Below are 22249 nucleotides of genomic sequence, written 5' to 3'. Positions count from 1 at the left end.
CGGTCAGCGAGTGATCAGGGAGCCGAAGGCGGCACGGATGTCGGCGGTGGAAGGCTTGACGTACTTCTTGCTCGGCGGAGAAGAGCCGAGACCGGGAACGGAGCTGTAGGAAAAGGACGATGGGCAGCTCCTGCCGCCGATCTGCAGTTCTCTGTCGGCGACGCGTTTCCCGGTCCGCAGTTCGTACGCCTTGACCGGGACGGCGATCTTGCGGAAGGTCACGTAGGTGACGCCGGTCCCGGCCCCGGTGTAAGGACAGGTCTGGGCGACCTTGCCGTACTCCCTCTCGTCCACGCAGACCACGAGAACCGCTTTGGCGATGTCCGTGGTCCGCCACGTGCCTGGGAGGCGGCCGGTGTACTCGTCGTCGCCGGCGAAGAAGGCGCGGTTGGTCCCCTTGCCGTACGGAGCGGCGCCGCTGTACTTGGCGGGCTCGGAGCAGTACTCGGGCTGGTCGCCGAACCTCTCCCCCAGAAGCGCGCGGACCTGCGCGAGTTCGCCGGCCAGGGTGGCCCGTTCGACGCCGTCTTCGGCTTTGCCCCTGAGCCCGTGGCCCGGGTACTCGTCGAGCATCTGCTGGTAGCGCATGCGCGCACTTGCCCAGTCCTCGGCGGTCATGGTGTCGTCGCCGCATCGGACGAGGGCGGCGGGCGCGGTCTGGGGGACGATGGCGGTGGCTCCGTCCAGCACGTTCCCACGGGCCCTCCGCAGGAGGAGCTCATCGGTGATCGCGGCCGTGGCGCAGGGCTTGCCGGCGGGCAGCCGGCGGAGGAACCCGTCCAGAACGGTCCGGACCATCTCCTCGTGGCCCGGCAGATCCGCAAGGACCCTCGTGAGACCGTGGAACCCGGCCCGCAACGCGTTCACGTCACCCGACAGCGCGGCGGCGAGCTTGTCCTCGGCCGCCGCGATCCTCCGGCATGCCTGGACGGTCTCGTTCCCGCGCGCCGCGAGCGGGGCGTCCGCCACACGCTGGCCGAACCACACGCGCCGCTGAGCCGCCAGCGCCCGTGCGCAGTCGCCGCTGCCGCGGGCCTTGGCGGTGGCCTCCTCGATCCCGGAGGCGTCGAATCGCAGGACCCCCACCGTCAACAGCACCGGGAGTGCGGTCGCGGCCGCGATCAGCCGCCGTCTCCGCCGGACCGGCCCACGGGCGGCCAGTGTCCACCCGTGTGCGATCAAGGCGGCCCACCACAGCACCACGATGATTTCGAACCACACCGCCTGCACGACCGAGGCGAGCAGGACGGCGAGCACGAGTGTGACCAGCCCGGTGACGACCGCGAGCCCGCGCCGTCCCAGGAACAGGTAGCCGATGCCGAGCAGGGACGCGTTCGCGAGAGCGACGGCCAGCGGATCATCACCCGTTGGGCGCGGAGAGTCGGACATCCTGGTCCCTTCATCGTGGACGGACAGGCCGACGCCATTGTTTTCCGCGCACTTCGGGACGGGTCCCAAGCCGAACCGCCCGGGTCACCGTCCCACCGGTCCGGGACCGGTCCCGGACCGGACCGCCTAAGATCCCCGCAACGCGAGCGGGTCCGGCCAGACCTTCAGTCGGGAGGGCAGCCCAGGAGGTGGACGAGGCGTCTCCCCCCGTCGCCACCGGTAATCGCCCGTCCGGACCAGGACGGGCACCCCCGGCAACACGCAGCGAGCGCACAGGGAAAGGAGCGGCCGATGCCATTGGCGCCGCAGGAGGGGTCCCCGAAGGTCCGCCTGTTGCCGCGAGAGGTCGGCAGCCTCGCACACGGGATCCCGAGGGCCACGCCGCCGGGAACGCTTTTCGTCATGGGGGTCGAAGGCGGCATGCGCGTGGCACCGGACGCGGGCTTCACCCTGCTGTTCGGGCGGTGCGAGCCCGATGTCCACGTATGCGTCGGCGCCGCCGACCGGCATGTCAGCAGGCGGCACGGATACATCGCGCACGAAGGTTCGCGCTGGGTGCTGCACAACACCGGCAGAATGGCCATCCGGTTCCCGGGCTCGCGCCTGGTGCTCGGCGGGCAGCAGGCCGAACTGCCCGCCGCCTACACGCCGCTGTTCATCGTCACCCCGCGGCAGGAACACCTTCTCGAAGTGCGGATCGCCACCGGGGCCGCGCTGTCGTCCCGGGAGGCACTGCACGAGGCCGAGACGGACAACTCCGACAAGTGGAAGCTGTCCAAAGAAGAGCGTCTGCTGCTGGTGTGTCTCGCCCAGCGCTACCTTCGACAGGAGCCTCACCCCCAGCCGCTGACCTGGGCTCAGGTCGCCTACGAGCTCGACCTCCTGCAGCCCCGGAGGGGCTGGACAGCCAAGGTCGCCTCGTACGGCGTCAAGACCGTGCGGGAGAGACTGAGCGGGAAAGTGCACGGGTTGACCGAGAAAGAGGTTCCACCGCCGATCGGCAACGCGCTCAACCACAACCTCATCACCGAGTTGCTGGTCACGGCGACGATCCGCGAAGAAGACCTGGCGCTGCTCGACCGGTCCGACGGCCCGTGAAGGGCCGGCGCGGGAACCGACCGGCCTACGTGTCCGAGTAGCTGAAGTTCCGCGTTCCCGCCCAGGTCGGTGCCGTGACGCGATACCGGTGCGCGCGTTCGTCCTCGGGATGGCCGGGCCCGATGTCGACGACGTCGGCGCGCGCCCAGCGACCGCCGATCCGCTGGTCGACGTAGTAGGTGAACTCGTTGAAGTCCTTCGTCGACGACGCGAACGTGTTTCTTATGACCAGGGCCTTCCTGTCCGCGGTGAGGGGCGCCGGGAATTCGACCGTCTGGTCCTTCCAGGTGACGAGGGACCCGTCCAGCCCCACCCACAGTCCGGCCCGTCTGCCGTTCACGGAGATGACCGCACTCTGTCCGGAGACACTGGAATCGAGTCGGCGTGTCAGCCGCACACCCGTGTTGGCCGGATCGACCCGCACGGTGAACTGACTCCACCCGCCCGGCCCGAAGGCCCTGCCGTCGTCGAGCACGAACCGCCGGGTGGCCGGTGGCCGCTCAGCGGACCCCGACAGCGTGAGGACCAGCACCACGGCCCCGGCGGAAAGCACCGCGACGGCGGCCCCGGCGACCAGCACGGCGCGGGGCCGGAGCCGGCGTCCGCGGCCGGGGTCCAACGTGCTCTGGTGGTGCATGCGGGGGTCTGTTTCACCGGTTCCCGACTTCAGCGCGCCGATGGACTCCGATTCGGTGGAGTGGATCATGTTCATGACGGCGGCCGGCAGCCAATTGCCGTCCGGCCAGGAACCGGCCAGCCGGGCGAGAATGTCGGGGAGTTCCGGACGGGCGGCGGGATCCTTGGCCAGGCACCCGGCGATCAGATCGCGATACCCGTTCTCCACGGGTATGTCGCCGAGATCGGGTGGTCCGCCGGTGATGCGATGAAGGGTCGCCGCGACCGTCTCGGCGCCGAAAGGGCTGCGACCGCCCGCGGCGAAGCCCAGGACCGAGCCGAGGGCGAACACATCACTCGCGGGGCCTGCCGGATCGCCGTTCACCTGCTCGGGGGACATGTAGGCGTAGGTCCCCAGAACAGCGCCGGTCGCGGTCATCCGGTCGGCGTCCTGCGTGCCGACAACGCCCAGATCGATGATCCTGGGCCCGTCGGCCGCCAGGATCACGTTGCCCGGCTTGAGGTCCCGATGCACCAGCCCGCAGGCGTGGATGGCGAGCAGGCCCTCGGCGAGCCCGGCGCCCAGGGTGCGCACGGCCTGCAGGTCGAGCGGACCGTGCTCGTCGACGGCGCGCTGCAGGGACGGACCGGGAATGTAGGCCGTGACCATCCACGGTGGATCGGCGTCGGGGTCCGCATCGATCACCAGCGCGGTATGGAATCCCCCGATCCGGCGAGCGGCCTCGACCTCGCGGGCGAAACGGGCACGGAAACGGCGCCGGTGAGCGTATTCGCTTCGGATGAACTTCACCGCGACCGGCCGCCCGCCAGGGGAACGGCCGAAGAACACCCGCCCCATTCCGCCTTCGCCAAGGCGTCCCAGCAGAAGATACTTCCCGGCATGGGTCGGATCGCCAGGCCCCAGAGGATCCACTCAAGCCCCCACTGCTGGTTCGCCGGTCGCCCCGAGGACGGCAACGCGAGCCGCCACCGAAAGGGCGTCCCCGTCCCGGGAAACAAGTTAGTCGAAGCGCGGCGCCCTGGGGGAACCAGTACGGCAATCCGAGAGATCGCACTCTGAGCAGAAGATCATCTGCCGGTAACGCGGGACGGCCGCCCAATGATCTTTATGTGCGACGATCAATGACCCCATTGGAAGATTGGAGTCATTCTGCGACAATCGCGGGCCATGAGCGTTCTGGTCATCATGATGCGCAAGAAGGCCGTCCAGGAGTGGAGCGCCGCACGTCACCCCCTGCGCGACGCCGAAGTCGCCTGACCATCACGCCACCGGGTGGGTCGGGACGTTCAGGCGGGTGCCGAGGCGGGTGAGATTCTCGTTGAAGGCTTCGCGGGTGCGGTCGGCGAAGCCTATGAAGAAGCGGTTCGCCAAGGGGACGCCCCAGCGCATCCACTGTGCGACGTTGATGACGCGGTGGACGAGCAGGGCCCCCTGGGGATGCGGCCTGACGCTCCACTCCCCGCGGTACCACCAGCCGCCCTGGAACGCGATGGTGTGACCGGTCACCTCCACGGTGGAGGTGTGACCGGGGGCGTCCTCGACGGTGAAGCGGCCGGTGCGCCTGCCGTCGGGCAGCAGGTCGCCCGCGAGGGCGTCCCAGACGCGGGCGACCGGGGCCTCGATGATCCCGGACACCTCGGCGATCGTCTTCATGACGCCGCCCTGGTGTTCTGGAAGGAGGCGAAGCGCCAGCCCTCGGGCGTGCCGACGGCGGTGAAGGAGACGATCGAGTCGCGCGGCGGGCCGCCCGCCAGGGCGGTGCCGCCCCGGGCGATCACCAGGACCGGGCCGTCGGCCAGCGGCTTGGCCGCGGTGTCGCCGGGCGCGGACATGGTGGATCCCTTGAGCGGCCCGTCGAACAGCCACCGGTGGGACGACTCGATGGCCGCACGCCCCCGGGTGTGCGTGCCGTCGAAGGCGATGTAGTCGGCGTCGTCGGTGAAGACGGCGGCGTAGGCGGTGGCGTCGCCCGCGTTCCACGCCTCGGCGAGGCGGGAGAGCAGGCCGGCGATTTCCGCGTTCACGGACATGGCGCGGCTCCTCACGGTCGCGGCGCCTATCCTTGGATCGCGCGTCCAGGCAGGGCAGGCGCCTTGTTCGGATGTCCGGCCGCCGGGGTGTTGGCGCACCCCGGCGGCCGCTTTCTTCAGGTCTCGCCGAGCACCTGGGCCAGCGGTTTCGCTTCGGCGGCGCTCGACCATTCCAGTTCGCCCGACTCCAGGCGTGCGACGAGCCCGCGGACCCAGGCCAGCTCGGTCTCGGTCAGCGCCCGCTCGTAGTCGATCTCGATCACCAGGATGTCGGGCAGGCCGCTGTCCTTCAGGGCCTTCAGCTGGGCGTTCATCCCGGTGAGGGCCCCTTCGAGCGCCGCCGCCCTGGTGCGCAGGGACTGCAGCGCGTCCGGTACGGGCAGGACGCCGAGCAGCGAGACGGCCGCGGTGAAGGTGCGGCGCTCCGCGCCCGGGTTCTCCAGCAGCACCCGGAGCCGGGTGGCCAGCTCGCGGCGGCCCTCGTCGGTGATCTCGTAGACGGTGCGTTCCGGCCGGCGGCCCTCCCTGCTGGTCTCGACCGGGACGATCAGCTCCTCGCCCGCGAGCCGCTCGACCGCGTGGTACAGGCTCCGGGGCAGGCCCGTCACGTAGTCCTTGTGCGTGTCGACGATGAAGCGGTGCAGCTCGTACGGGTGGCCGGCGCGCACCGAGAGCATCGCCAGCACGGTCAGTCCGACCAGGTCGGGACGCCGCGCCATGCCTCCCCCTTCCCTCGTGGGACACCCGCGTCGGCGGCAGTGCACTACAGCATAGCGCCATAGTGCGATTTGCAATATAGGGGTAAGCGGTCGTACGCCCTCCCCGATTTCGCGGGACGGGTCAGTGGAGGCGGGTCTCCAGGCCGTCGAGCAGGGCGCGGAGGCCGAACTCGAAGCTGCTCTCGGGGGCGGCACCGTACTGCTGGGCGGAGGCGTCGCCGAGGCGGGCACGGAGCCGCGGGAACTGCTTGCCGACCTCGGCAGCCTGCGCCATGGTCTCGCGCAGGCGTTCCCCGGCGTCGTCGCCCATCCGGTTGAGCTTCCTGGTCAGCGAGGCGGTGGACGACTCGCCGAGGGCGTTGCCGAGCACGAACATGAAGACGCCCGCTGTGGCCTGGTCCGCCTCGGCGCCGGTGAAGCCCGCGGCCTCGTAGACGCCCAGGCTGTGGTCGTCGTGGCGGGCCTTGTCCGGACCGTACAGCACGTGCGAGGCCAGTGCCTGCACGACCCAGGGGTGGCGGGTGAACATCGCCAGCAGGTCGGTGGCCATGGCCGTGGCCGCGGCGCGCCAGCCGACCGCGTCCGGGTCGGGCAGCCCGATCTCCTGCCACACCTGGTCGCCGGCCAGCAGCAGCAGGTTGTCCTTGCTCTTGACGTGCCAGTAGACGGCGGTCGCGGCCGAGTCGAGGCGCTGGCCGAGGGCGCGCATGTTCAGGCCTTCCAGCCCTTCCTCGTCCAGGAGCTCGATGGCGGTCCGGACGATCTGCTCCTTGGTCAGCGTGGTGCGCGGCATGCGGCCACGATACGGCAGCGGCGACCCTCCTGCACAAAGTTCAAGTCGACCACTTGCACTTAGTTCAAGTCATGCTTAGGGTCGCACTTGAACAAAGTACAAGTCACTCGCCCCGGGAGCCCCCATGACGACCGTCGCCGCCGTCGCCCAGATCCTCGTCGCCCTCGCCTTCGTCAGCATCCCGATGCTGCGCCACCGCTACGGCGCCACCACCGCCAAGGCCAACGCCGAGGCCGAGCTGAGGCGCCAGGGCATCCCCACCCGCGTGCTGGCCGAAAACAAGCTCACCTTCGACGCCGGCGGCCACGAGACCGCCGTGCCCGTCTCGGTCGCCGCGGTCATGGCCGCCGTCGCGGCCCTCAACCTCGCCGGGAACGAGTGGGGACAGACCCTGACCTATGTCTTCTCGTCGCTCGTCCTGGTCGGGAACGGGCTCATCCTGTGGAGCCAGCTGACCGCCGTGCAGTCCGTCCAGAGGGCCTTCAAGCGCAAGGGCGACCCCATGCTGGAGCGCGTCGACGTGCCGGCGCTGCTCAAGGCCGCCGGGAGCGGCTTCCCGTCGTGGACCCCGATCCTCCAGAACGTCCGGCACGGCATCGCCTTCGCCGGCTCGATCATCGCCCTGGTGGCGGTCGGCCTGGCGTGACGGCCTCGGCGTCCGCCTAGTGCAGGGGGATGGCCGGGCGGACCAGGACGTCGCGGGCCTCGTTGGCCGTAGGCCCCTCGGCGCCGTCGCGGTAGGACGTGGCCAGGGGAAGCCACCCGAGGAAGAAGCCGGAGCCGCCGCACACCGCGCTGCCGCCGTCGCCGCCGCAGAGCACGGCCGGGTCGGCGGTGGCTTCGCGGAGGGTGGAGCGCTGGCCGATGTTCAGGCCGAACGCGTTGGGCTCCAGATGCGGGCCGTGGTCGGGTTCGACGCTGCCGTCCCCGCGCATGGTGGCGCCGGGGTAGCGGTCGGCGGGGCAGTCATCGCCCCAGCGGAACAGGGTGGCGGCGCCCGCGCCGCAGGCGTGCTCCCACTCGTCCGGGGTGAGGAGCCGCATCCCCTTGGACGCCATGCGTTCCAGGTCGTCGGCGAGCGAGAACATCAGCCAGGCCTCGGTGACCGTCCCGTCCGGGGTCAGGAGCACGCGGGCCTGGCGCGCGGCGTGCTTCCCGGGCGGCCACATGACGCGGACCTCCCGGGGCTCCGCGGCGCGATCCTCCCGGGGATCGGCGCGGTGCATGGCGGCGGCCTCGGCGATCAGGGGGTGGTCGGGGGCGACACGGGTGAGGCCCGCGTCCCGCGCCTCGACCGCCACCAGCAGCGGCGGGACGTCCACGGCGCGCGGCGGGGACGTCAGCGTGTCGACGGTCTCGCGGATGTCGGCCGGAAGGCCGTAGTCCTCCCCCGGCGCCCCGTACTCCTCGTACGAGGAGGCGTAGGAGGCCAGCTGCCCCTCCGACGGGACGAACCGGGCGCCGTCGTAGCCGACCTCGACGCCGCCGCCCGGGACGAGGCCGTACAGCTCCCCGTCGCGGCGGAACAGCACGTACCGGACGGGTCCGGCGGGGCCGGGGCGCCACCCCGTCTCGACCGGTTCGGCGTCCGCGCGCGAGGCGATCCGGTCGGCCAGTCGGCCGGCGTCGCGATCGTCCAGGTCACGCCACTGTTCGAGGTCGAGATCGTCCAGAGCCACCGCGACAGCCTAGCGGCGCGCCGCCGCGAGCCGCGGGCCATTGACAAAGAACTCTTTTACGATAAAGACTTGTTTCATCATGAAGGAGATCTTTTGCATTGAGCGCTTCGAGCAGGCGGAGGCCCTGCTCAAGCCGCAGCGGGTCGAGGTCCTGCGGCAGCTGGCGCGGCCACGCTCGTGCACGGAGGTGGGAACGGCCCTCGGGCAGTCGCCGCAGCGGGTCTACTACCACGTCAAGAAGCTGGTGGACGCCGGGCTGGCGGCGCAGGTCGACGAGCGCCGGGTGCGCGGCATCCACGAGGGCGTCTACCAGGCCAGCGCGCAGTCGTACTGGCTGTCCCCGCGGCTGGTCGGCACGATCGGGCGGCGCCGCGTCCGCGACGAGCTCAGCCTCGGCTACCTGCTGAACCTCCTCGAAGACGTGCAGACCGACCTCGCCGCGCTCGACCCCGCGATCGACGAGCTGGCCACGCTGGCCGTCTCCGGGGAGATCCGCCTTCCGGCCGGGAACCGCGGGGAGTTCCTGGACGACCTGCGCACCACCCTCCAAGACCTGTTCGCCCGGCACGGCGGCGCCGAGGGAGACGCCTTCCGGCTGGCCGTGGCCTGTTACCCGAAGGAGAACCCGGATGAGTAGTGACGAGCTGTCGATCGAGGCCCGGCTGGGCGCCCCGCCGCCGCGCGTCTACCACGCCCTGACCGACCCCGGCGCGCTGCGCTCCTGGCTCGCCGAGCACGCCGCGTCCGCCCCGGAGCGGCGGGAGTACGCCTTCTGGGGCCGGCACACCCCGCAGGGCGAGATCGGGCGGCAGACCCTGGTGGCGGCCGAGGAGGACCGGCGGCTGGTGTTCGCCTGGACGCTCGACGACCAGCGGACCACCGTCGAGCTGCGGCTGGAGCCGTACGGGGCCGACGGCACCACGCTGCGGTTCCGGCAGGACAAGATGCCCACGCTCGAGGAGCTGATGGCCCCGCCGGGGCGGCGCGACGGCCGCCACTCGATGCACACGTTCTGGGGCCTGGCCGTCGCCAACCTGGCCGAGTACGTGGAGGGGCGGCCGCTGACGCCCAAGGCCGACTTCGGCCCGGCCCGGCCACGGGAGATCAGGGCGGAGGTCGTCATCGGCGCCTCGCCGGAGGAGGTGTTCGCGTCGCTGGTCGATCCGGCGCGGATCCGCCGCTGGTTCGGCTGGGAGGCCGAGGTCGAACCCCGTGTCGGCGGCCGGATGACGCTGGGCCTCGAGGGCGAGATCTCCGCGTTCGAGCCCGGGAAGCAGCTGGTCTACGGGGACGGCGAGGGCACGGTCGTCAACTGGGAGCTGGCCGGGTCCGAGGGCAGGACGTTCCTGACGTTCGTGCAGAGCGGCTACTCCGAGGACGAGCTCGACAGCGCCGCCCAGCATGAGGCGGGCTGGCTGGGCGGTATCGCCGAGCTCAAGCGTATGCACGAGCTGGGGGACGCGTGGACCCCGCTCATCACTGAGCTCCCCGGCACCGAGGAGGGCGAGCCGACCTGAGCCGGGTCGTGCCGGGTCGGCACAGTGGGGGCGGTCACCCGGGTGGACGGGACGTGGCACCGCCGGCGGTCGGCCCGCAGGCGGGGCTGGAGAACGTGCAGCCGCCCCTTACGAACAGCGGGAGCGGGGCGGCGAGCGCGGCGATGCAGGCCCCCACGAGGAGTAGGAGATCCGTGCCGAACCGCGCCACCGCCAGGCCCGCCAGGAGGTAGCCGATCGGTGTCAGCGACTCGCTGCCCAGCCAGTCGAGGGCCATGACGCGTCCGAGGACCTCGTCGGGGACGTCCCGTTGCACGGCGGTCGTCCACAGCACCTCGAAGATGGTGATGCCCGCACCGGCCGTCCCCCACAGGAGGAGAACCCCCGGCAGGGGGAGCGCGGCCAGGGAGAGGGGGGCTCCCGCCACGAGGACGATGCCGATGACGGCGGTGGCGCCGGGACGGCGCGTTCTCAGCCTGGCCGCCAGGAGCGCCCCCAGGATCGAGCCGACGCCCAGGGCGGTGAAGGCCGCCCCATAGGCTTGCGGGCTGTCCGTGGCGAGAGGTGCTATGAGCATCATGGGCGCGACGGTGATGCTCATGACCAGCATGGACGCGACCATGGACGCCCCCAGCCAGGGCCGCCTCCGGACCGCTTGGAACCCCTCGCCCAGGTCCAGGGCCGTTTGCCTGAGGCTCCAGGGCGGCGGCTTGGTCGCGGCCTCCGCCTGGGACTCCCTGACGAACGCGAGCGTGGCGAGGCTCATCGCAAAGGTGCCGACGTCCACCCACAGGGCCGCGGTCGTTCCGGCCGTCGCTATGACCGCGCCCGCCAGGGACGGGCCGATGACCAGGGCCGTGTACTGGGAGAAGGACGTCAGGGAGTTGCCCGCCTGGAGGCACCCGGCCGGAAGCGTGCGCGGGATGACCGCGGCGTAGGCGGGCTGGAACAGGCCCTCCGCCACGGCGATCACGATGACCAGGCCCACCAGGGCGGTGTCCGGGGTGAAGGCGAGCGCCGCCACGGCGAGGGCGCGGGCCAGGTCGGTCCACAGCATGATGGCGCGGCGGGGGAGACGGTCGGTGACGGCGGCGGCCAGCAGCGTCCCGACCACCAGGGCCACGCTCTGCACGGCGAGGACCACCCCCAGCGCCGCGGCGCCGGAATGCCGGTCGAGGACGACCAGCGCCAGGATCACCGGGAACATCCGGTTCCCGACCGCGCTGAGGGACTGCCCGGCCCACAGCAGCGCGAAATGGCGATGCCTCAGGGCCCCGAGCATGCAGCGCACCACATCACAAGATGATCATCACTTCAAGGTGGTGACCTTATGCGGTCAGGACCATTTTACGAATCTGTCAAGATGCTGAACACTGGCCGGATGCACACACCCCGCGACAATGCGCCCGGCCGCGACGCACCCGGGCGCAATACGCCCGGCCTGCGCGTGACCCTGGCGTCGATGCCCTGGCAGTCGTTCGAACTGCCGTCCCTGCCGCTGGCCTTGTTGAAGGCCCGGCTCGCCGAGGTACGCCCCGCCGACACGGTAGGTGAATATCACGGCTACCTGCGGTGGGCGGAGCACGTCCTGGAAGAGACCGGGGGCGAGATCACCCCCGCCACCTGCGAACGGGTTTCGGTCGATGACGTATTCCACGGAATCGGCGACTGGATTTTCGCGGGCGCGCTTTACGACGACCCCGAATGGCGGGCCGGGGAGCTGGAGTCGTACGCCGCGCGGGCCCGCGGCGGCGGCCCGCTCGACCTCGGCCCGGCCCGCCGGATGCGGCCGCTGGCCGCCGGGTTCATCGACCTGGCCGCCGCCGAGATCCTCGCGGGCGAGCCCGACGTCGTCGGCCTGACCTCGACGTTCATGCAGAACGTGGCGAGTCTCGCGCTGGCCCGGCGGCTGAAGGAGCTGGCCCCCGGCGTCGCGGTCGTCATCGGCGGCAGCAACTGCGACGGCGCGATGGGGCACGCCCTGCACCGCAACCACCCGTTCGTCGACTACGTCGTGCGGGGCGAGGGCGAGGTGGTCTTCCCCGAGCTGCTCGACCGTATCCGGGCCGGCAATTCCCCCGAGCACCTTCCGGGCGTCTGCTGGTGGAAAGGCGAGGACTCGGTGGCCAATGAGGCCGCCGCCCGCCCCGTTCCGCCGATGCTCGTCCCGCGCCCCGATTTCGACGGCTGGCAGCAGGTCCTCGACGCTTCGCCGGTGCGCCCGTTCGTGGAGCCGAAACTGCTCCTGGAAGGCTCCCGGGGGTGCTGGTGGGGCGAGAAACACCAGTGCACTTTCTGCGGGCTCAACGGCTCGTCCATCACCTTCCGGTCCCGCCCGGCCGAACGATTCCGCGCCGACATCGACCACCTGGTGAAACGGCACCGCATTCTCGACGTCATCACCGTCGACAACATCATGGACATGTCCTATTTCCGCGACCTGCTGCCGGGACTGGCGGCGTCCGGATGGGACCTGCGGATCCACTACGAGGTCAAGGCGAACCTGCGCGCCGACCAGCTGCGGCTCCTCGCCGACGCCGGCGTGCACTGCGTCCAGCCCGGCATCGAGAGCCTCAGCACCCGGGTCCTGGAGCTGATGGACAAGGGCACCACCGCGACCATCAACGTGCGGATGCTGCGCGACTGCGAGGCCGAGGGCATCACCACGTCCTGGAACCACCTCTGCGGCTTCCCGGGCGAGACCGACGACGACTACCTCCAGGTCATCGAGCAGATGCCCGCGCTCGTCCACCTCCAGCCGCCGGGCTCGGTCGGCCGCATCCTCCTCGAACGGTTCAGCCCGTACTTCGAACGGCCCGAGCTGGGCTTCGCCGAACGCCGCCCCCACCGCATCTACGACCACGTCTACGACCTCCCGGAGGAGGAGCTGAACGACCTGGTCTACCTGTTCGACACCCCGCCCGCGGGCATATCCGGCGCCCTGGAGAAGCGGCTCCAGGACGCGGCCGCGCGGTGGCGCGACGCCTACCCCGAATCGACCCTCGTCCTCTATGACGACGCAGAGGACGGCCTGCGCGTCGAAGACCGCCGCGTGGGCTGGCCCAGGGCCGACCACGTCCTCACCGGGTGGGAGGCCGACGCGTACCGCGCCCTGGAACGCGGCCGTACGGCGAAGGCGCTCATCAAGACCCTCGCCGAGGACTTCGGTGTCAGTGGGGACGTCCCCGTCGAGGCGTGGCTCCAGGAGCAGGTCCGCCGCGGCCTGCTGTTCCGGGACGGGCCGGTCTACCTGGCCTTGGCCAGCCGGGGCGCCCCCGTCCACAAGGTGTCGGAGCTCATGGAGGAAACCTCCCGTTGGAGGCCCCACGTATGACCGCGATCGACAAGCCCCTCGACCTGGGCGGCGACCCCGCGGCCACCACCCAGGCCGTGGCGCTCCTCCGCGACCTCGCGCCCACCGGCCAGCACGTCGACTGGCGCGGCAGGGTCACCGGCCCCATCGACCTCAGCCTGCTGCACCACCTGCCGCCCCCGGCCGAACTCGAACACGGCCCCGGCGATGGGACCGATGCCAAGGAAGCCTGGGCGCGTTCACACGACTTCGGCTCGTGCTACTACCGCATGGGGCCCGGCTTCCTTCAGGTGAAGGACGTCCGCAATCCCTCCAGCCCGACCCAGACAGTCCTGGACGACCCGGAACTCATCGACGCCTTCACCACCTGCCTCACACCGACCCGCGTACGGGCCCTGCAGGCCGCGGCCCTGCGCGACCTCGTCCGCCGCCGGCTGCTCCTGCTCGTGGACGACCTCGCCGTGACGCTCCCCTACCGCCTGACCAGGTGGCCGGTCCCCTTCTTCGCCATCTGACCGCCGCGAGCGGCTCGACGGGGCTGAGGGCTGGGGGTCCGCGCGGCCCCCAGCCCTCGGCTCAGGGGCCGTGAGGAGCGGGCGTGGGGCGGTTGGGCTCGACGAACTGCGACGGAGGCGTCCAGGTGATCTTGGAGTCGGTGAAGTTGACGGCCGCGGTGCCGGTGGGCGCCAGGGTGGCCAGCCGCATCGTCGAGCCGGCGCCCAGGACGGCGGAGAAGATGTTGTTGGCCGTGTTCAGGAAGTCCCGCACGGCGTCGACGAACATGGCCACCGACACGACCACCATCACGCCGATCACCGCCTTGGCGATCCGCGCGGGGATGCTCACGGCCGGGTGCGGCACTTTGGCCAGCGCCCACAGCGCGAAGATCATCGGGGCGACCGAAAGGATGAGGCTGCCGATGGACAACCAGTAGTCCATGTACATCTTGGCGATGCTCTCGACCGTCCCGCCGACGGCCTCCGCGTGCTTGCGGACGACCTCGACGTGCCCGATGAACTCCTCGACGGCGCGGGCGAACGCCTCCTGGTCGTCGGCGATCCAGTCCGTGCCCGAATTGGTCGCGATGCCGCGCATGAGCTGGTTGGCGGGCTTGTCGAGCTGCCCCGAGATACCGGTCTTCCAGTTCGACGAGGCCTGGTAGATACCCGGGATGTTGGCGATGCCCAGGGTGGCCATGGCGATGCCGACGAAGATCAGGTACTCCTTCTTCGCCACCTTCTTGAAGTTCTTCAGGACATCGTCGACCAGCGATCCCGCGGACGCGGGCCCCTTCGGCGCCGCACTCCCCGGAGGTCCGGGCGGACCCGCGGGGCCCCGGGGACCGGTCGCGCCTGGAGGGCCGGGCCGGCCAGAAGGACCCGCCTGGCCGGGCTGGCCGGGAGCACCGGTCTGACCGGGCGGACCGGCAGGACCGGTCTGGCCGGGAGTGCCGGCGGGCCCCTGAGGACCGGTGGGGCCTGTGGGCCCTGTGGGGCCCGGCTGACCCGGCTGGCCCGGGTAACCGGGCGGCCCCTGAGGACCCGTGGGGCCCGCGGGCCCGGTAGGTCCGGGCGGACCGGCGGGACCGACAGGACCGGTCCCGGGAGGCGGACCGGGCGGGCCGCCCGGCGGCCCCGACGGGCCGTGGTAGGGCGCTCCCGGCTGGTACGGCCCCCCTGGCGGATACCCCCCGCCCCCCGGCGGATACCCCGCGGTCGGATAACCCGGAGGCGGACCGCCCGGCGCCGGTTGCGCGGGCCAGGGACCCCCGGGGAGGCGAGGGTCGGGGGGCTGGTTGGGTGTCGTCATCTGCCTTCACCTCCACGCGGGGCCGAGACGGCCGTACCGGAACGGGTCGGCTCGGGGCGAGCACGAACGGTCGCGCGCACGGTCATTGGTAGACCGCGGGACCGGTGATGTTCACGTCCTGTCCGTTGGGGCCCTGCACGACCTTGGGCGCGCTGTAGTCCTCGGCCGCCCGCCAGACCCGCTTGATGTCCTCCAGGGCGGTCCGCCACGCCTCCATGACGTCGACGGCGTCCTGCATGTACCGCTCCATCTCGGTCTGCACATTGTTGTACGTGGGCGAGATGGCGATCATCCCGAGAAGGCCGAACCCCGGAAAGCCGACATCGGTTTCACCGACCATCTTCTTGACCTGCTGGAAAAACGGTATGGCCTCCTGCTGGAGGGTCACCCGAATACTTTCGATTCCCTCGGAGGTGACGTACTTTTCCTGCCCCGGAGCCATGCCGACGCCCCTTCCCCGTTGAGCCGGCCTCGTCCAGCCCCACCTTCTACCGCAGCCGCCCGCAACAGGACAAGCGGTTCTCCGGAACAGCCGATCTTTCCCATCCGATTCAAGAGATCAACACATGTGATTCCTGGCTTATTACCGCGTTATTCATGTTCGGTTGGTCGACTGTACGCCACTTTCCCCTCACGAAAGGCCCGCGATGTTCGACCTCAACCCCGCGAACTTCCGCATCGAGGATCTCGAACGCGTGATGCACCAGGCCGACGAGCTGATGAAGCGGCTGGGCGAGTCGAATGACGAGATGGCGGAGATGGTCGGGGAGGGCGAGTCGAAGGACGGCCTGCTGCGCGCCACGGTGGACTCCGGCGGCCGGCTCAAGTCGATCGACATCAATCCGCGGGCGATGCGGCTGGACAGCACGGCGCTGGCCGAAGGGCTGACCGAGGCGATCCAGGCCGCCCAGGACGACGCGGTGAACCGGTCCGAGGGAATGGTGACCGAACTGCTGGCCGCCTACGGGCTGCCCACCGATCCGGACACCGGCGACGTCAGCGACCAGATCAGCACCGTCACCGAGGCCGCCCAGCGCCGTTTCCGGCAGAACCACGATGAATTGAACGAGGTCCGCCGAAACATTCCCTGACCCGGAACACAGGGAATTCTCGGGACCGGGTTCCGGCGCGGAAGGAGAAACGGCCGATGACGGGGCGCGACCACCCGGAATGGGGCCGCAGCCTGTCGGTGAGCCCGGATCGCGGCACCTGGTTCCTCACCGCGCTGTACTGCGCGTTCATGCTGGCCGCGGGCGTGGCATTGGCGATCCAGACGGTGATTCTGGCACGGGACGGGCGCGGCACCGCCCCGTTCGCCGTGATGTTCGGGGTGTTGGCGGCGGTCGCCCTTTCCGAGACGGTCCTCAGCGTGCTCAGGCGTTATCACCGCGCCTTCTGGCTGAACGGGACGGTGCTCACCGCGCGGCGCGTCGGCGAGCCCGTCCGGTGCGACCTGTCGCGGGCGTCGGTCAGGCTGCACCGCGGCTCCAACGGCCTGGGGGGCCGGCGGCTGACGGCGACCGGGCCGGGCACTCGGCCGATCACCGTGCCGCTGCGGCTGAACGAGTCGTGGAACTCGACCTCCGCGGACGAGCTCCGGGCGCTCGCCCAGGCCATCGCCGCCGGCCGGGAGGGCGGCGGGGACGAGGCGGAGGAGGTCGCCGCCGAGCTGATGCGGCTGGCCGCCGAAGAGCGTGGAGCGGAAGAACCACCCCGCCCCTCGCCGTCCTAGACGAGCAGGCTGGGGTGTGGACGGGGCAGGGGCGCGGAGTCGGTTCAGTAGGTGGTGCCGTCGGGGCGCCTGCGGAGGGTGCGGCCGGGGAGGGCGCCGGTGTGGCGGCCGTCCTCGATGACGGGCACGCCGCCGACCAGGACGTGCGGGATGCCCTGGGCCTGCCGCCTGGGGTCGTCGAACGTGGCCGTGTCCCGGACGGTCGCGGGATCGAACAGGACGAGGTCGGCCCGGTAGCCGGACCGGACCAGGCCGCGCCCGGCCAGCCGCAGGCGCCGGGCGGGACGGCCGGTGAGGTGCGCGACGCACTCCTCCAGCGACAGGACGCCCAGGTCGCGGGAGTAGTGGCCGAGATAGCGCGGGAACGTTCCCCAGGCGCGGGGGTGGGGCTTGGCGGGGGCGAGCAGGCCGTCGCTGCCGCCGGTGTGGGCGGGATGCCGCATGATCGCTCGCACGTTGTCCTCGTCGCCGACGTGCTGGAGGATCGTGGTGCCGAGATCGTCGGCGAGGAGGCGTTCGCAGTAGACGTCGAACGGTGCGCGTCCCGCCGACTCGGCCAGTTCGGCGACGGTACGGCCCACGGCCGACGCGTCCGCGGGCGAACCGGCGATCTCGACGGTCGCCCATTCCACCGGGACGCCGTGGCAGCCGTCGGAGCCCTCGACCTCCATGGCGTACCGGATCCGTTCCCGATCGGACGGATCGGCGAGCCGTCGCAGGGTCGCCTTGGGGCCGCCCTCGGACGCCCAGCTCGGAAGCAGCGCGGCGAGGGTCGTGGCACCGGGCAGGTAGGGATAGGTGTCGAGGCTTATGTCGCAGCCCTCGGCGATGGCCTCGTCGAGGAGGTCGAGCAGTTCGGGGGCGCGTCCCTTGTTGACGCCGAAGTTCATGGTGGCGTGCGCGAGGTGCAGGGGGCAGCCTGAGCGGCGCGAGACCTCGACCATGTCGGCGTAGGCCTGCAACGCTCCAGCGCCGTACGAGCGGTGGTGCGGTGCGTAGAAGCCGCCGAGCGAGGCGACGACGCGGCACAGCTCGGTCAGCTCGTCGTCGGCTGCGTACATGCCCGGCACGTAGGTGAGCCCACTGGACATCCCCACCGCCCCCTCGCGCATGCCCGTGGCCACGAGTTCACGTTGCCGATCCATCTCCGCCTGTATGGGAGGGCGGTCGTCCCAGCCCATCGCCAGCATCCGCACCGACCCCTGGGGGACGAGGTAGCACGCGTTGACCGCGATACCCGGGTCGTCGAGCCGGTCCAGGTATTCGGCGACGCTCCTCCAATTCCAGTCGAAGCCGGCCGGATTCCCGTTCCAGCCCGCTATCGCCTGGCGCGTGGCGTCGAGCGTCGTGTCGTCCACGGGGGCGTAGGAGAGGCCGTCCTGACCTAGCACTTCGCAGGTCACGCCCTGGCTGACCTTGGCGAGATGGTCCGGCTCCACGAGCAGCGCCAGATCGGAGTGCGCGTGCATGTCGATGAAGCCGGGCGTCAGGACGAGGCCGGTGGCGTCCAGGACGCGCCGTCCCGTGGGCGTGGACGTGCCCGTGACGTCCTCGATCCGGCCGTCCGTGACGGCCACATCGGCCACGCGGCCTGGAGCGCCCGTGCCGTCCATCACGGTCGCGCCCCGGATCACCAGGTCGGCCATCAGAACCACGTCCTGACGAAGTCGACGACGACGGGCCGCTCGGCGTCGGCGTCGTCGACGACGGGGATGAGCGTCCACTTGTCGAACGTCGTGCACGGGTGGGACAGGCCGAGCCGTACGACGTCCCCCACGTCCACGTCGGCGCCCCTGAGGAAGGCGTGCTGGTCGTTGAGGGCGGTCACGCGCGCGCCCGCGACCGCATCGGCGCCGCGCGGGCCGCGTACGAGCTGGGGCGCGGGCATGCCTTCGTCGAACGGCAGATCGCGCTTGCCCGCGTCCAGCAACGCCAGCTCCGCCTCAGGCCGCGACACCACCCGCCCCCACCCGTGAATGGCCGACCGCAACCGTCCGGCGGTCGCTTCGGTGTGCGGGCGGGCGAAGGGGGAGATGTTCCGGTAGAAGCCGTCGTCGTGCGCGATGTAGGCGCCCGAGCGCAGCACCAGCCGCCCGTCCAGGCCGCCCAGTAGGTCCACGACCTGGTCGAAGAAGGAACTGCCGCCCGCCGTCACCACCGGCGCGTCGACTTCGTAGGCGAGGCGGTCGTGCAGGTTCGCGAGTCGCCTCAGGTAGGCGTCCACCGCCGCGAGCCCATCGGCGGACGCGTCGTGGGACAGGGCCCCCTCATAGCCGCCGGCCCCCGCCAACCTCAGGGTCGGCGCCTTGCGCACGGCCTCGGCCACGGCGACGGCGTCGTCCTCGTCGCGCACCCCTGATCGGCCGTGCGGACCCCCGAGTTCGACGCACACATCGACCTGCCGCTGCGCGCGCGCCGCGCGCAGCGCCTCGTCCATCAACTCGACCGAGCGCACTGAGTCGACCCAGGACAGGAACTCGAAGTCCGGGTCGTGGTCCAGTTCTCCCCCCAGCCATGCGAGCCCGGCTTCGTCCAAGAGCGAGTTGGCCAGCAGCACGCGGCGCACACCGAAGGCACGCGCGACACGCACCTGGGGGAGGTTCGCCAGGGTGATGCCCCATGCGCCCGCGTCGAGCTGCCTGCGCCAGAGCTGCGGGGCCATGGTGGTCTTGCCGTGCGGGGCGAGCTCCACGCCCGCCGCGCGCGTCCACTCGGCCATCAGGCGGACGTTGTGGTCGAGGGCGCCCGCGTCAAGGGTCAGCAACGGGGTACCGAAGTCGTCGAGCGGTCGCCTGGCGCGGGCCTGCTCGCGCACGGTCGAGCCGTGCGCCGAGGCCGGGATCGCCTTGAAGCGCCAGTCGAGGATCTCCTCGCCGAGTGCGTCGACCGCGTCGTTGTCGATGGCGTCGACCATCATGACCTCCTATGTTGCGTGATATGCAATGTGCATTGCGTCACACGCTTCTGCGGTTGTAACATCGCGTCGCACCCCGGGTCAACGCCCCCACTCCCGCCCCAGGAGCCCGATGAGCCAGAGCCTCGCGCGGGCGTTGCGCATCCTGGCCGAGCTCGGCGAGGGGCCGCGCACGCTGGACGAACTCGCGGCCACCCTCGGCGTGCACAAGACCACCGTGCTGCGGCTGCTGCGCACCCTCGAACAGGAGCGCTTCGCCTACCGCGACGACGCCCACCGCTTCCACCTGGGCTCGCGCCTGTTCTCGCTGTCGGGGGCCGCGCTCGAACAGCGCGGCGTCCGCGACGTCGCCGCGCCCCACCTCGCCGGGCTGAACGACCTCACCGGCCAGACCGTGCACCTCGGCGTGTACGAGGGCGGCGAGGTCGTCTACCTCGACAAATACGACTCGCGGCACGCCATCCGCATGTACTCGCGCGTGGGCCTGCGGATGCCGCTGCACGCCACCGCCATCGCCAAGGTGCTCCTGGCCGACCTCCCCGAGCCGAGGCGCCGCCGTGTCGCCGCCGACATCGACTACGTCCCGCACACCGGCAACACCATCACCGACCCGGCCGCACTGCTGGACGAGCTCTCCCGCGTGGCCGCCCAGGGGTATGCCGTGGACGACGCCGAACACGAGACATTCATCCGATGCATCGCCGTCCCCATCCGGGACGCCGAAGGCCGCGCCATAGCGGCCGTGTCCATTTCAGTACCGGACGTCGTTCTGGGACGCGAACAAGTGATGGACCTACTCCCCGACCTGCAGGCAACCGCCCGCGCCATCTCCGACCACTACGGCTACACAGCCCCGACCCCCCGGTGACCGCGGCTATTTGGGGAAGGCGCCGTCGTCGGCCAGTCGGCCCGTCGCGACCAGTTCCAGCGTCACGATGACCGCGGTGGCCTCGATGGCCAGCAGCCCGATCAGCACCAGCAACTGCGTCGCCCCCGCCTCGACCGGGTCGGCGCCGCCCAGCAGCACGCCCACGAACGCCCCCGGCAGCGTGACCAGCCCCACCGTGCGGGTCTGGTCCAGCACCGGCACCAGTGCCAGCGCCGCCGACGAGCGGCACACCTCCAGCGCCGCGTCCCGGGGGAGCAGCCCCAGGGCGAGCCCGCCCTCGTACTCGCCGCGCCGGGTGCGCAACTCGTCCAGCGTGCGGCGCCCGGTCAGCGAGGTCGCCGTCATCGCCCCGCCGATGAAGATCCCCGCGATCGGCAGCACCGCGACCGGGCGCGGCGGCAGCACCGTCGAGGCCAGCAGCAACGCCAGCACGGGCGCCACCCCGGCGAGGATCGGCAGCAGCGTCCACCAGGCGCGGCCGCGGAACGACCCGGTCACCCGCCGGCCCGCCGTGGCCGCCGCGACCACCACCATCCCCGTCACGAACACCGCGGTCCAGCCCGCGCTGCGCAGCACCGCCGCGATCAGCAGCGACACGGCGGTCAGCTGGACGGCGGCGCGCAGCGCGGCCACCACGACATCGCGCGACAGGCCGAGCCGGCCGAGCCGCACCAGCAGCGCCGCGACGGCCGCCAGCGCGAGGAGGACGACGGCCAGCAGCGGGCCGACCGCGGGTGCCGCGTTCATGACCGCGTCATCCCCCGTTCCGCCGCCGCACGCACCGAACGGAGGCCGTGGCGCCGATTGAACTCATTGTGATCGTTTCTCCGCGTTGGCCCCACCGACACCGATAGCGTTTGCGGCGTGGGGGTAGTCGATTCGAGCCTTGCGTCTCGCCGCAGGGCTCTCTGGTTGATGGGTGCGGCCGGTTTCGCTTGCCTGGCCGCCGACAGTGCGGGCGCGTCCACCACGCCCCTGAGCGCGCGGCCCGGGAACGCGGCCCGTACGCGCCCGGTGGTGCACCGCCCCAGTCCGACACCGACGCCCACACCCACCCCTACTCCGCGCCCCGCGCCCTGGACGCCGACACGGCTCACCGCGGTCAAGCCAGGCGAACCCATCCGCAACCTGACCGAGCTCATCCCGCCGGCGCCCGACAAGTCGATCGCGCTCACCATCGACGACGGGCCCAGTCCCCAGTGGACGCCCAAGGTGCTCGACCTCCTCGCGGAGCACCAGGTGCGCGCGACGTTCTTCATCATCGGCGCCCAGGTCAAGGAATACCCCAAGCTGACCCAGCGGATCGCGGCGGCCGGGCACCAGATCTGCAACCACACGATGACGCACCCGCTGTCGTTCGACGACCTGTCCACCAAGACGCTGCGCAAGGAGATCGGCGAGGCGCACGACCGCATCGCGCAGATCTCCGGGGTCGTCCCGCTGTTCTTCCGCGCGCCCGGCGGCGCCTGGTCGCCCCAGGTCATGGAGGTCGTCGGGGAGCACGGCATGCTGCCCATCGACTGGGCGGTGGATCCGCGCGACTGGGCCCGGCCGGGCGTCGCGAGGATCCGCAAGACGCTGATGGGCTGCGCGTCCGGGAACATCCTGCTGGTGCACGACGGGGGCGGCGACCGCTCCCAGACCGTGAAGGCGTTGAAGGACGTCGTCCCGAAGCTCAAGAAGCGAGGCATGACCTTCGTCCCCCTCTGAACCCGGGTGGTGTAGATAAGTACACCCCTGTCCGGGTTTCG

At 71.2% G+C, this 22249-nt stretch carries 23 protein-coding genes; 10 read left to right on the top strand and 13 right to left on the bottom strand.

The features are described 5' to 3' along the window. Nucleotides 1–3: 3 nt before the first annotated feature. Nucleotides 4–1389, bottom strand: a complete 1386-nt coding sequence (locus tag ACZ466_RS22825) for a hypothetical protein (protein ID WP_378287433.1) — start codon at nucleotides 1387–1389, stop codon at nucleotides 4–6. 297 nt (nucleotides 1390–1686) lie between these two features. On the opposite strand from ACZ466_RS22825, the gene ACZ466_RS22820 reads away from it, so the two are divergent. Continuing rightward, a complete protein-coding gene (locus ACZ466_RS22820; protein ID WP_464043928.1) occupies nucleotides 1687–2487 on the top strand; it encodes an FHA domain-containing protein in 801 nt (266 codons plus the stop codon). A gap of 25 nt (nucleotides 2488–2512) precedes the next feature. Here the strand turns inward: ACZ466_RS22820 and ACZ466_RS22815 are convergent, their stop codons facing one another. From ACZ466_RS22815 to ACZ466_RS22795, 5 genes are all read right to left on the bottom strand, one after another. Beyond that, on the bottom strand, nucleotides 2513–4036 hold the full coding sequence (locus ACZ466_RS22815; protein ID WP_378287431.1) for a serine/threonine-protein kinase: 1524 nt from the start codon (nucleotides 4034–4036) through the stop codon (nucleotides 2513–2515). A 348-nt stretch (nucleotides 4037–4384) separates the two neighbouring features. Next, nucleotides 4385–4777, bottom strand: a complete 393-nt coding sequence (locus tag ACZ466_RS22810; RefSeq protein ID WP_378287430.1) for a hypothetical protein — start codon at nucleotides 4775–4777, stop codon at nucleotides 4385–4387. After that, nucleotides 4774–5154 (bottom strand): SgcJ/EcaC family oxidoreductase, encoded by a 381-nt coding sequence (locus tag ACZ466_RS22805; protein WP_378287429.1) that lies wholly within the window; start codon nucleotides 5152–5154, stop codon nucleotides 4774–4776. Before ACZ466_RS22805 ends, ACZ466_RS22810 begins: the two co-directional genes overlap by 4 nt. A 116-nt stretch (nucleotides 5155–5270) precedes the next feature. Next, nucleotides 5271–5873: a PadR family transcriptional regulator gene (locus ACZ466_RS22800; protein ID WP_378287427.1), complete on the bottom strand. Its 603-nt coding sequence runs from the start codon at nucleotides 5871–5873 to the stop codon at nucleotides 5271–5273. 121 nt (nucleotides 5874–5994) lie between these two features. Beyond that, nucleotides 5995–6666: a TetR/AcrR family transcriptional regulator gene (locus ACZ466_RS22795; RefSeq protein WP_378287426.1), complete on the bottom strand. Its 672-nt coding sequence runs from the start codon at nucleotides 6664–6666 to the stop codon at nucleotides 5995–5997. Nucleotides 6667–6790: 124 nt separating this feature from the next. Between ACZ466_RS22795 and ACZ466_RS22790 the strand changes: the two genes are divergently transcribed. Next, nucleotides 6791–7312, top strand: a complete 522-nt coding sequence (locus tag ACZ466_RS22790) for a hypothetical protein (RefSeq protein ID WP_378287425.1) — start codon at nucleotides 6791–6793, stop codon at nucleotides 7310–7312. Between the two features lie 16 nt (nucleotides 7313–7328). Here the strand turns inward: ACZ466_RS22790 and ACZ466_RS22785 are convergent, their stop codons facing one another. Then, a complete protein-coding gene (locus ACZ466_RS22785) occupies nucleotides 7329–8345 on the bottom strand; it encodes a hypothetical protein (RefSeq protein ID WP_378287424.1) in 1017 nt (338 codons plus the stop codon). 79 nt (nucleotides 8346–8424) lie between these two features. Here ACZ466_RS22785 and ACZ466_RS22780 point away from each other — a divergent pair, with 79 nt between their 5' ends. Together ACZ466_RS22780 and ACZ466_RS22775 are read left to right on the top strand one after the other, a co-directional pair. Continuing rightward, a complete protein-coding gene (locus ACZ466_RS22780) occupies nucleotides 8425–8982 on the top strand; it encodes a helix-turn-helix domain-containing protein (protein WP_378287423.1) in 558 nt (185 codons plus the stop codon). Then, the gene (locus tag ACZ466_RS22775; protein WP_378287422.1) at nucleotides 8975–9862 is read left to right on the top strand and encodes an SRPBCC domain-containing protein; all 888 of its coding nucleotides are present in this window, start codon (nucleotides 8975–8977) and stop codon (nucleotides 9860–9862) included. Before ACZ466_RS22780 ends, ACZ466_RS22775 begins: the two co-directional genes overlap by 8 nt. Before the next feature lie 34 nt (nucleotides 9863–9896). Here ACZ466_RS22775 and ACZ466_RS22770 read toward each other — a convergent pair whose 3' ends face one another. Beyond that, nucleotides 9897–11123, bottom strand: a complete 1227-nt coding sequence (locus ACZ466_RS22770; RefSeq protein WP_378287421.1) for an MFS transporter — start codon at nucleotides 11121–11123, stop codon at nucleotides 9897–9899. A gap of 99 nt (nucleotides 11124–11222) precedes the next feature. On the opposite strand from ACZ466_RS22770, the gene ACZ466_RS22765 reads away from it, so the two are divergent. Together ACZ466_RS22765 and ACZ466_RS22760 are read left to right on the top strand one after the other, a co-directional pair. After that, nucleotides 11223–13175, top strand: coding sequence for a RiPP maturation radical SAM C-methyltransferase (locus ACZ466_RS22765; RefSeq protein WP_378287420.1), 1953 nt, complete (start codon nucleotides 11223–11225; stop codon nucleotides 13173–13175). Beyond that, nucleotides 13172–13669: a DUF5825 family protein gene (locus ACZ466_RS22760; protein WP_378287419.1), complete on the top strand. Its 498-nt coding sequence runs from the start codon at nucleotides 13172–13174 to the stop codon at nucleotides 13667–13669. Before ACZ466_RS22765 ends, ACZ466_RS22760 begins: the two co-directional genes overlap by 4 nt. 61 nt (nucleotides 13670–13730) lie before the next feature. On the opposite strand, the gene ACZ466_RS22755 is transcribed toward ACZ466_RS22760, so the two are convergent. After that, entirely contained in the window at nucleotides 13731–14390 is a 660-nt protein-coding gene (locus tag ACZ466_RS22755; RefSeq protein ID WP_378287417.1) for a hypothetical protein, read from the bottom strand. Between the two features lie 655 nt (nucleotides 14391–15045). Next, a complete protein-coding gene (locus tag ACZ466_RS22750; RefSeq protein ID WP_378287415.1) occupies nucleotides 15046–15405 on the bottom strand; it encodes a hypothetical protein in 360 nt (119 codons plus the stop codon). 205 nt (nucleotides 15406–15610) lie between these two features. Between ACZ466_RS22750 and ACZ466_RS22745 the strand changes: the two genes are divergently transcribed. Both ACZ466_RS22745 and ACZ466_RS22740 read left to right on the top strand, forming a co-directional pair. Continuing rightward, complete coding sequence (locus ACZ466_RS22745) at nucleotides 15611–16054, top strand: YbaB/EbfC family nucleoid-associated protein (protein WP_378287413.1); 444 nt, start codon at nucleotides 15611–15613, stop codon at nucleotides 16052–16054. Between the two features lie 56 nt (nucleotides 16055–16110). After that, nucleotides 16111–16695 carry a hypothetical protein gene (locus ACZ466_RS22740; RefSeq protein ID WP_378287412.1) on the top strand — a complete coding sequence of 195 codons (585 nt, stop codon included), beginning with the start codon at nucleotides 16111–16113 and terminating at the stop codon, nucleotides 16693–16695. Nucleotides 16696–16739: 44 nt separating this feature from the next. On the opposite strand, the gene ACZ466_RS22735 is transcribed toward ACZ466_RS22740, so the two are convergent. Both ACZ466_RS22735 and ACZ466_RS22730 read right to left on the bottom strand, forming a co-directional pair. After that, nucleotides 16740–18341 (bottom strand): N-acyl-D-amino-acid deacylase family protein, encoded by a 1602-nt coding sequence (locus ACZ466_RS22735; protein WP_378287411.1) that lies wholly within the window; start codon nucleotides 18339–18341, stop codon nucleotides 16740–16742. Next, nucleotides 18341–19612, bottom strand: a complete 1272-nt coding sequence (locus tag ACZ466_RS22730; RefSeq protein WP_378287410.1) for an amino acid deaminase — start codon at nucleotides 19610–19612, stop codon at nucleotides 18341–18343. Before ACZ466_RS22730 ends, ACZ466_RS22735 begins: the two co-directional genes overlap by 1 nt. Before the next feature lie 109 nt (nucleotides 19613–19721). On the opposite strand from ACZ466_RS22730, the gene ACZ466_RS22725 reads away from it, so the two are divergent. Next, nucleotides 19722–20477: an IclR family transcriptional regulator gene (locus tag ACZ466_RS22725; RefSeq protein ID WP_378287409.1), complete on the top strand. Its 756-nt coding sequence runs from the start codon at nucleotides 19722–19724 to the stop codon at nucleotides 20475–20477. 6 nt (nucleotides 20478–20483) lie between these two features. Here ACZ466_RS22725 and ACZ466_RS22720 read toward each other — a convergent pair whose 3' ends face one another. Next, nucleotides 20484–21245, bottom strand: coding sequence for an ABC transporter permease (locus ACZ466_RS22720; RefSeq protein ID WP_378287408.1), 762 nt, complete (start codon nucleotides 21243–21245; stop codon nucleotides 20484–20486). Nucleotides 21246–21515: 270 nt separating this feature from the next. Between ACZ466_RS22720 and ACZ466_RS22715 the strand changes: the two genes are divergently transcribed. Continuing rightward, a complete protein-coding gene (locus tag ACZ466_RS22715) occupies nucleotides 21516–22208 on the top strand; it encodes a polysaccharide deacetylase family protein (protein WP_378287407.1) in 693 nt (230 codons plus the stop codon). Nucleotides 22209–22249 lie beyond the last annotated feature (41 nt).

The sequence above is a fragment of the Actinomadura rugatobispora genome, assembly GCF_055379765.1.
The sequence above is the reverse complement of the archived record's forward strand: the minus strand, read 5'-3'. Positions and strand labels throughout refer to the sequence as shown.